Raw genomic sequence first — 6,248 nt, 5'->3', positions numbered from 1 at the left:
CATCAGTTCTTGCGTGCCGCCGCGCTGATCGTTTTGCAGCGCGTCTTGCTCGTTGCGGTAATGCTCGGCCTGAATCGTCAGTTCTTCCTTGCGCGCACTCGCATAGTCCGACCAAGTGCCGAGCAGGGAATCGAGCAGCGGCGAGATACGGTGCAGTTTTCCGCGCAGGATATTGCGCTGGGTTACGCCTGCTGCCAGGGCTTCAACCAGTGGGCCGGCAGTGACCAGCGAGTTGTAATCCTGCTCCATGCGTCGTACATCGCGGAACGCTTCTTCACACGCGGCGATGTAATCGACGCTGCCGGAACGCAGGCTATGTTCAAACGCATCGAGGAACAGCTGCTTGAGCTTGGCCGCGGTGATCTCGCGCATGTGCAACAGGTTGATGAACAGCGCACGGAACGTCTTCAGGCTCTGTTCGCTGGTGGAGCGCAGCGGGATCAGCGTCAGGTCCAGCGGAATCGAGGTATGACCGCCGACCAGCAAACGCCGCAGCTCATCAGGCTTCAACTCGTAGGCTTTCAGACCTTCGCGCTCAAGGTTGGTGAACAGTTCTTTCTGACGCAGGCAGGTATCGTTTTTCTGGTAATGCGCCAGATCCAGTTTGCCGGCATAGGCAAAGAACTGGTGACCGAAACCACCGCCCGGGCCGCGGCCGACCACACCGATCACGTGCGGGCCGTGGGGCAGCGACACTTCAACCAGGATGTAACTGGTGTCCGAGGCGAAGTAGAAACGCCGGGATTGCTCCAGGCTGTACTTGCCGAAACTCATGTCCGACATGCGTGCCAGAATCGGGAACTGCAAGGCGTTGATCGAGGCGGATTTACCGAGGTTGTTCGCGCCGTACACCGACAGCGGTTCTTCCAGCGGAAACAGGCCGAGGCTGTAACCGGCAGTGTTCAAAAGGGCAAAGCGGCGAATGCCGTAGCGTTCCTTGCTCATGCGTCGGTCTCCAGTTCTTCGGCGATGGCGCGGGCCATGGCGTCTTCTTCGCTTTCTTCTTCGAAGTCACTTAGGTCCAGTGGATCATCGGTTTCCAATAGTTTTTCGTCGCTGTCGTCGTCGATCAGCACCGGCGCCGGTAATGGCAACACGCTGTGCAGACTGGCCGCCAGATCACGGTCTTGCTGAACCGACAGGCACACATCGAGGAAGCGGTGCATCGGTGGCAGGAAACGGTAGATGYCGTTTTCTTCGCCAGCGAAACCGAGTTGGGTCATGCGGCGCATGATCTTTTCTTCGAGTTCTTCGACCGTCTGCACTTCGGCCTGGATGAACAGGTCGCGGTACTTTTCCAGCAAGGAAGGCAACTCATCGCGACCGAGGCTGCCACCGTCGAGCACGGCAACCGGGTCACGGCCCTGATCCGCCAGATGCTCGACGAGGATGAAGGTGAACAGCGCCAGACGTTGCGCCGTCTTGTTCACCGCCGCAGCGGCCAGTTCCGGCACGAAATAGTAGAAACCCCGGGTGTCGCACACCAATTCAAAGCCCAAAGCCTTGAACAGCGTGCGGTACTGGTCCTGAAAATTCGACAGTTGTGCGTACAGCTCCGGGTCGCGGCGGCTGACGTGGTAGCCCTTGAACAGCTCGCGAAAAATCGGCGCCAGCTGGGACAGTTCGGAAAGATCAAGATGCATAGGGAGTGCTCGCAGAATCCTCGGCGGCGATGTCGTCGGCCGAGAGCAGGGCGAAGGAGCGCAGGCTGACCTGGTGCTCATGAGTGTGGTAATCGCGGCGTTCCAGACGCTCGCGTTTGAAGCGTTTCTCCCGCGACAGGCGCGAGAACCAGTACAACAATTCGTCGGTCGCGCCGTCCGGCTCCTGCTCCAGCAGCCAGGTCATCAAGTCCGGCATCGGCAGGGCGTCTTCGCAGCGTTCAAGCATTTCGCGAACGGTGCGTGGCGCGCGCGGTGTTTCGCCTTTCTGGGTCTTGTGGGCCTTGGGGAAGCGCGTCGGTTTCGGTTCGAAACGGGCCAGCGCATACACGTAGGCTTCGACCTGACTGGCGCTGCCGAGGAAGGTACTTTGCGGTCGGGTGAACATCGGCATGGCGGCTTGCGGCACCGCATCGATGCCTTTACGACGGATGGCCGACAAGGCCAGCGCCGCGCCACGGGTCACGGCGTTGTGGCGGCGGGCCTCTTCACGCAGCGGCAGCAGCAGTTCGCGGGCATGGCGCAGGGTCAACTGGGCGCTGGTTTGCATTTCGAGGATGCGCGCGTGGGTGCGCAACAGCATGTCGTCGTCGACCAAGTGACCGAGGCGCTGCTGTTCGGTGAGCATCTTCAGCAGGACGTTTTCGACCTTGCGCACGCCTTGTTCGAAGGCACCGTCGGCGTTTACCAATTGAATCATCGGCTCGACGTATTCGTCCCAGGTCGCCAGCACTTCGGCGTACCGCTGGCGTAACGGAATCTGCCGGTCGCTGGTTTTGGCACGTTCGGCGACGGCCACCAGCGCCTGTTCGTCATTGGCGAGTTTCTTCAATACGTCGCGTACGCGCATATCGAGCAACCGCAATTGGCGCGCCAGATCGTGACCATCGCGTATATCGAAGGCGTCCTGAATGTAACCGGCCAGGCGTTCCAGATGGCGCAAATAGGCTTCGATTTCCAGGCACAGGCCCAAGCGGTGCTCACGGCGCAGGTAGGCGAGGAAGTCGTGGATCTGCGCATTGAGTTCAAAACGGTTCGGGCTTTTCGCCACGGGCACCAGAATGTCGAGGCGGATCCACACGTCCAGCAGGCTGGTGATGTCCTGCGGCGTACTGTCGAGTTGCTGGACGGCCAGTTGCGTGCGCAGTTCGTTGAGGCTCAAGGTGCCTTGGTCGAAGTGCTCGCACAGTGGCTCCAGAAGTGCCCAGTGTTCAGCGAGGGCGCGCAAGACGCGCTTGGGTTCGATCATCGGAATGGCCGGCTGGTTGGCGATTAAAAGCCGCGATTGTACTGCATCAGGGGCGATGCGATTCACTCTCGGGACAGACTGTAGGTTTTCTATCGATCAAGCGCGGGCGATCTTGAGCGAAGGGCGGTAGAATCACCGCACTTTAGTTATCCACAAGTGGCCGACCTTTGCTTATCGAGTCCCGTCGCCGCGCTTATTTGACCGCCATGCAGGTGGTCAATTGGCTGCCGCGCACCGAATTGCCCTTTGCCGCGCCTTCGCGTCCCGAACTGCTGGAGATGCCCGAGCCGTTGGTCGTGGCGCCAGTGGCCCCGGTTCCAGTGGTTGAAGCGCCCATGGTGCCTGTGGTCAAACCGGCCGAACGGGTGAAAATTGAGGTGCCGCGCCCATCGTTGGCCAGCACGCGCACCAACGCCAAGGTCGAAGAAGAGGTTGCGCCGGTCGTCGCCAAGGCGGTGCAAGTGCCGCCACCGCGCTTCGCCCTGCAATTGCTGCGCGCCGGTCGCTGCCTGCTGCTGGTGGAGTTACCCACAGGCGAAACGTTCCAGACCCGCGATCCTGCCTATCTGCTGCTCAAAGACATGCTGCGCGCCGCCGGTCTGCCGGACAGCCCGCAAATCGTCGGCGAGCCGGTACGCTGGCCGCTGCTGGCTCGCGGCACCATGGATCAAGGCCCGGAAGCGGCGCGCGACTTCGTACAGGGTTTTCTCTCGGCCCGCATCGAAGACGCCCCGTGCGTCTGCGTGTGGCTGATCGGCCTGCCGGCGGTGCGTTTTGCCGGTGAGGCCAACGCAGAATCATTCAACCGTGAACTCCAGGTCGAAGGCCTGGGCTCGGTCTGGGCCCTGCCGGGTCTGGAATTATTAATGGAAGAGCCACAGCGTAAGGCTGATGTCTGGCAAGCCATGCGTCGGCTGATGGCGCGCTGGAAAGAATCAAATGAGTGACGCTGTATCGTTCCGCCCAATGATTGAGGCGGACCTGGAAGCTGTACTGAAAATCGAATACGCGGCATACAGCCATCCCTGGACCCGGGGGATATTTCTCGATGGGCTAGGCAAATACCAGATCTGGCTGATGTTCGAAGGTCAGCAGCAGGTTGGCCATGGAGTGGTGCAGATCATTCTGGATGAGGCGCATTTGCTGAACATCACCGTGAAGCCGGAGAATCAGGGCCGTGGCCTGGGCTTGACGCTGCTGGAGCACTTGATGTCGATTGCCTACAAGGCTGAGGCGCGGGAGTGTTTTCTCGAAGTACGTGACAGTAATCGCTCGGCATTTCGGCTGTATGAGCGGTACGGGTTTAACGAGATTGGCCGGCGCCGGGATTATTATCCGGCGGTAGGTGGGCGCGAAGATGCCGTGGTCATGGCCTGCACCCTGGTCGACTGACCTGATTTAAAAGCTTCGCGAGCAGGCTAGCTCCCACATTAGATCTTTTTGGCACACAAATTCTGTGACCGACACAGATCAAATGTGGGAGCKAGCCTGCTCGCGAAGGCATCCTGTCAGGCACTACAAATCACCGATTCCCGTCCATCGGATCCCGATTCGCCATCTCCGCCTCATCCAGCCCATTACCCCCGCCAATGTCATCTTCATCGACAATGCTCAAATCCCAATCCGCCTGATCACCGTCACCCGCTTCATGAGCATCCCGCGCACCATCCTCGTGGATTAAGGTTTCCGGGCTCATGTCATCGTCGGTTGATTCGTGATCATCAGTCGAGGCGCCTGTCATGCCCGCTTCACGCACGCGCTCATTGGGCATCAGCCGCTCGCGCTCGGATTCCGGCAGCTCGTCACCGATTTTGCCGCTGGGTTCTTCCTCGCCGAAGTCCAGCTCCCGCACTGAGCCCATGCGGTCTTCGTTGTCGTCAATCGGCTCGGGTTGCGCCGCATCGAACGGACGTCGTGAATCAGTCATGGCAATTCCTCATACTGTGGGTCTTACTAGGGTTGACCCACTTGGCTTCTGAGAATTCCACCGGCCCTACTTGCATCAAGCGCGTGACCTCGACGGGCGGTTGTCTGTCAAACCAGCGCATCATTCTTGAGGCTTTACAGCATGAACGAATTACAAGATCTGATTGATAACAACGAACGCTGGGCGGAAGCGATCAAGCAGGAAGATCCGGACTTCTTCTCCAAGCTGGCCCGCCAACAGACGCCGGAATACTTGTGGATTGGTTGCTCCGACGCCCGCGTGCCGGCCAACGAGATCGTCGGCATGCTGCCCGGCGACCTGTTCGTCCATCGCAACGTGGCCAACGTGGTGTTGCACACTGATCTCAACTGCCTGTCGGTGATTCAGTACGCCGTGGACGTGCTCAAGGTCAAACACATCCTGGTGACCGGTCACTACGGCTGTGGCGGTGTGCGCGCCTCGATGCAGGATCGCCAGCTGGGCCTGATCGACGGTTGGCTGCGCTCGATTCGCGATCTTTATTATGAGAAACGCGAAGAACTGGCCAAGTTGCCGACTGAAGAAGAGCAGGTCGACCGTCTCTGCGAACTGAACGTGATCCAGCAAGTGGCGAACGTCGGGCATACCAGCATTGTGCAAAACGCTTGGCATCGAGGGCAGAAACTATCGATCCATGGCTGCATTTACGGCATCAAGGACGGGCGCTGGAAAAGCCTGAACGCGACGATCAGTGGGTTTGAGCAGTTGCCGCCGCAATACCGTTTGCGTCCGGTCGAGAAGTTGTAAAGGTTCTCAACACAGGACTGCGCCGACGCCAGTGAAATAACAGCTGAGCGTCGGCGTTGGGTGTTTCTTCGAAACCAGTGAAGCGTTACAACAATTTCAACGCCAGATGAGTACCAGCACGCAAGTACTCGACTTGTGCAAATACTGCATCCTTGACGATGGCCTCTCCGGTATCAGTCAGTTTGGCTTTTTTGGCATCAATGATGGCGGTTTGCGTTAATTGCATCACTACATCCATCGCTTTTTGAAGGGCGGTCAGATTGTTGTGCAGTCCGAACTCGCGGACGACTGCGTCCATACGGCGGTCGGCGTCATCACGCAGTTTTTTGTATTCAACGACTGAAACCCTACCGTCCTGGTAAATTTCATTAATCATCTCTTCCAGCGTTTTCGATATTAAAGACATGTGCTTGTTCATCCTTGGTCAGTGCAGTTTTTACTTTAATAAGCTTCGAGCTGTCGGAGTTTACTCAGCGATTTACTGTTTGGAGATAGGATCTGACCGAGTTTCATGTCAGGCGCAATCGAGCCTATACGTAGGAAAAATCCTGGCATTTACTTGGCGCTCAAGCAGGGTAAATGATTGCACCTGCCCCGCAGGTGCAATCTTTGATGTGTTAAGGCA

Annotated in this window: 7 protein-coding genes and 1 pseudogene; 3 read left to right on the top strand and 5 right to left on the bottom strand. The window is 58.4% G+C overall.

The genetic code is table 11. From position 1 onward, the window contains the following. The 3 genes and pseudogenes from AC1DRJ_RS17395 to mksB form a co-directional block, all read right to left on the bottom strand. Positions 1–945: pseudogene (locus tag AC1DRJ_RS17395) on the bottom strand (Mks condensin complex protein MksF); the annotation flags it as partial. Further along, entirely contained in the window at positions 942–1,643 is a 702-nt protein-coding gene (gene mksE / locus AC1DRJ_RS17390; protein ID WP_477803240.1) for an Mks condensin complex protein MksE, read from the bottom strand. The gene mksE and the pseudogene AC1DRJ_RS17395, both read right to left, overlap by 4 nt. Beyond that, on the bottom strand, positions 1,633–2,910 hold the full coding sequence (gene mksB, locus AC1DRJ_RS17385; RefSeq protein WP_477803239.1) for an Mks condensin complex protein MksB: 1,278 nt from the start codon (positions 2,908–2,910) through the stop codon (positions 1,633–1,635). The genes mksE and mksB overlap by 11 nt, the downstream gene beginning before the upstream one ends. A 206-nt stretch (positions 2,911–3,116) precedes the next feature. On the opposite strand from mksB, the gene AC1DRJ_RS17380 reads away from it, so the two are divergent. Together AC1DRJ_RS17380 and rimI are read left to right on the top strand one after the other, a co-directional pair. Next, entirely contained in the window at positions 3,117–3,857 is a 741-nt protein-coding gene (locus AC1DRJ_RS17380; RefSeq protein WP_477803241.1) for an energy transducer TonB, read from the top strand. Next, positions 3,850–4,302, top strand: a complete 453-nt coding sequence (rimI, locus tag AC1DRJ_RS17375; RefSeq protein ID WP_477803238.1) for a ribosomal protein S18-alanine N-acetyltransferase — start codon at positions 3,850–3,852, stop codon at positions 4,300–4,302. The genes AC1DRJ_RS17380 and rimI overlap by 8 nt, the downstream gene beginning before the upstream one ends. A 130-nt stretch (positions 4,303–4,432) precedes the next feature. Here rimI and AC1DRJ_RS17370 read toward each other — a convergent pair whose 3' ends face one another. Further along, entirely contained in the window at positions 4,433–4,837 is a 405-nt protein-coding gene (locus tag AC1DRJ_RS17370; RefSeq protein WP_477803237.1) for a serine kinase/phosphatase, read from the bottom strand. A 141-nt stretch (positions 4,838–4,978) separates the two neighbouring features. Here AC1DRJ_RS17370 and can point away from each other — a divergent pair, with 141 nt between their 5' ends. Next, entirely contained in the window at positions 4,979–5,623 is a 645-nt protein-coding gene (gene can, locus AC1DRJ_RS17365) for a carbonate dehydratase (RefSeq protein ID WP_477803236.1), read from the top strand. Positions 5,624–5,708: 85 nt separating this feature from the next. Here the strand turns inward: can and AC1DRJ_RS17360 are convergent, their stop codons facing one another. Beyond that, on the bottom strand, positions 5,709–6,029 hold the full coding sequence (locus AC1DRJ_RS17360; RefSeq protein WP_477803235.1) for a hypothetical protein: 321 nt from the start codon (positions 6,027–6,029) through the stop codon (positions 5,709–5,711). Positions 6,030–6,248 lie beyond the last annotated feature (219 nt).

This window comes from Pseudomonas sp. P5_B2 (assembly GCF_056400445.1).
Note: the sequence above shows the minus strand (reverse complement) of the source record. Positions and strands in the feature narration are given on the sequence as shown.

Bases quoted from the DNA above. Each gene is read 5' to 3' on its own strand.
- mksB (WP_477803239.1), bottom strand. From the start codon at position 2,910: ATGATCGAACCCAAGCGCGTCTTGCGCGCCCTCGCTGAACACTGGGCA.
- AC1DRJ_RS17380 (WP_477803241.1), top strand. From the start codon at position 3,117: ATGCAGGTGGTCAATTGGCTGCCGCGCACCGAATTGCCCTTTGCCGCG.
- rimI (WP_477803238.1), top strand. From the start codon at position 3,850: ATGAGTGACGCTGTATCGTTCCGCCCAATGATTGAGGCGGACCTGGAA.
- AC1DRJ_RS17370 (WP_477803237.1), bottom strand. From the start codon at position 4,837: ATGACTGATTCACGACGTCCGTTCGATGCGGCGCAACCCGAGCCGATT.
- can (WP_477803236.1), top strand. From the start codon at position 4,979: ATGAACGAATTACAAGATCTGATTGATAACAACGAACGCTGGGCGGAA.
- AC1DRJ_RS17360 (WP_477803235.1), bottom strand. From the start codon at position 6,029: ATGTCTTTAATATCGAAAACGCTGGAAGAGATGATTAATGAAATTTAC.